General features: G+C 43.4%; 1 protein-coding gene. It reads left to right on the top strand.

Annotated elements, in window-relative coordinates; genetic code table 11:
* The coding region (locus tag NFR90_RS11545) for an IS1634 family transposase (RefSeq protein WP_251453150.1) at window positions 1-1,487 on the top strand (1,487 nt) is incomplete at its 5' end.
* Between the last annotated feature and the right edge of the window lie 77 nt (window positions 1,488-1,564).

Below are 1,564 nucleotides of genomic sequence, written 5' to 3'. Positions count from 1 at the left end.
GAGCCGCGATTATCCGTAAAGTTTGGTGCGACTTAAAGATGCCGGAGTTTTTTCGGTATCTTCAAAAGGATCGTAATATTGGCTATTCGTATGACAAAGCTGCCTATCTACTCACCGAGCAGCGGTTGTTGGCTCCGGCCAGCAAGCTTCAGAATTTCAAGAATAAGGACTCAAGCATTATTGATCACTCCGAGATTGATCATCTTCAGGATTTGTATCGAGTTCTTGATCTATTGAAAGAGGACAAAGAGAGCGTCGTCAAACACCTCAACCGAGAAATTCAAAAGAGGACAAAAAGGAAGATCACTGCCGCCTTCTACGATGTAACCACCTACAGTTTTGAAAGCCGCAACATTTCTGATTACAAAGACTTTGGTCTGAGCAAGGATCATAAGGTCAATGAGGTCCAAGTGGTGCTTGGACTGGTTATGGATGAGAATGGCATTCCCATTGATTATGAGCTCTTCAACGGAAGCACTAATGAATTCGGAACCATGGTGCCGTTGATTAAGAAGATCAAAACGACTTACGGGATCGATCAATTGATAGTAGTTGCTGACCGAGGGTTAAATTCAAGTGAGAACCTATTTGCGCTCAGACAAATAGGCTGTGATTTCGTAATTGCACAAAAGTTTAAGAATGCCTCAGCCGATGAGAAAAAGGCAATCCTAGACCAAAACAATTGGCAGAAGAGTACATGCGAGGAAAACGGAGAGATGTTTTGCCGCTATAAGACGATAGAGGTTAATAAACCGCTATACGAAACCAGAACCAGCCCTACGACAAAACTCAACTACAAGACAAAAAAAGTAATTGACACTATGAATTTGCATTGGATCGTCTCTTACAGTCCGCGCAGAGCAAAAAAAGATAGGGCAGACAGAGATAGAGCGATTGATAAGGCGCTTGATGCAATTAAGAATCCGGGCAAACTACGTCTAACCGGCTATAAGTCATTGGTTAAAATGCCAAGAAAAGACGGTGCACCGCAATTAGATACCGGAAAAATAGAAGAACAATCTCAATGGGATGGGTATTACGTTATTTGCACGAATCTTGAAATATCACCTGAGAGAGCCACTGAGATTTATCGAAAGCTCTGGCAAATTGAAGATTGTTTCCGGGTCAGCAAATCTCAATTGGAGACTCGGCCATGCTTTGTATGGACAGATTCTCACATATATGGCCATTTCTTGAGCTGCTTCATAAGCTTGGTACTGGAAAAATATATGCTTTACAGCCTCAAGCAGGAACTCGGAGATCAAGTCACTCATGGGAAGATGTGCTCTGCCTTACGTCAGTCCCAAGTCGTCTACGATGATATCAATCCACAGCTGCCGTTATTTCTAAGGTTATACGAACCGGGGCTGTTTGATGAAATGAGTAAGCACTTTGGTCTGAAGGTCCTAAGTCGCGTAGAGAAGCCCGTAGGCCTAAAAAAGAAACTTCATTTACCGGGGCTGAAAGTTGTAGCTACCACGGCGTGAAAATCGTAAGATCGGAGAAGCCCCGCTACACGGGGCTTCCAGGGATTTTATGCAGTCGTAAACTGTAAAACTCGGGA

The organism is Parasutterella muris, from assembly GCF_943193095.1.
Lineage (GTDB): Bacteria > Pseudomonadota > Gammaproteobacteria > Burkholderiales > Burkholderiaceae_F > Parasutterella > Parasutterella muris.
This window is presented reverse-complemented; position numbering and strand designations above follow the sequence as displayed.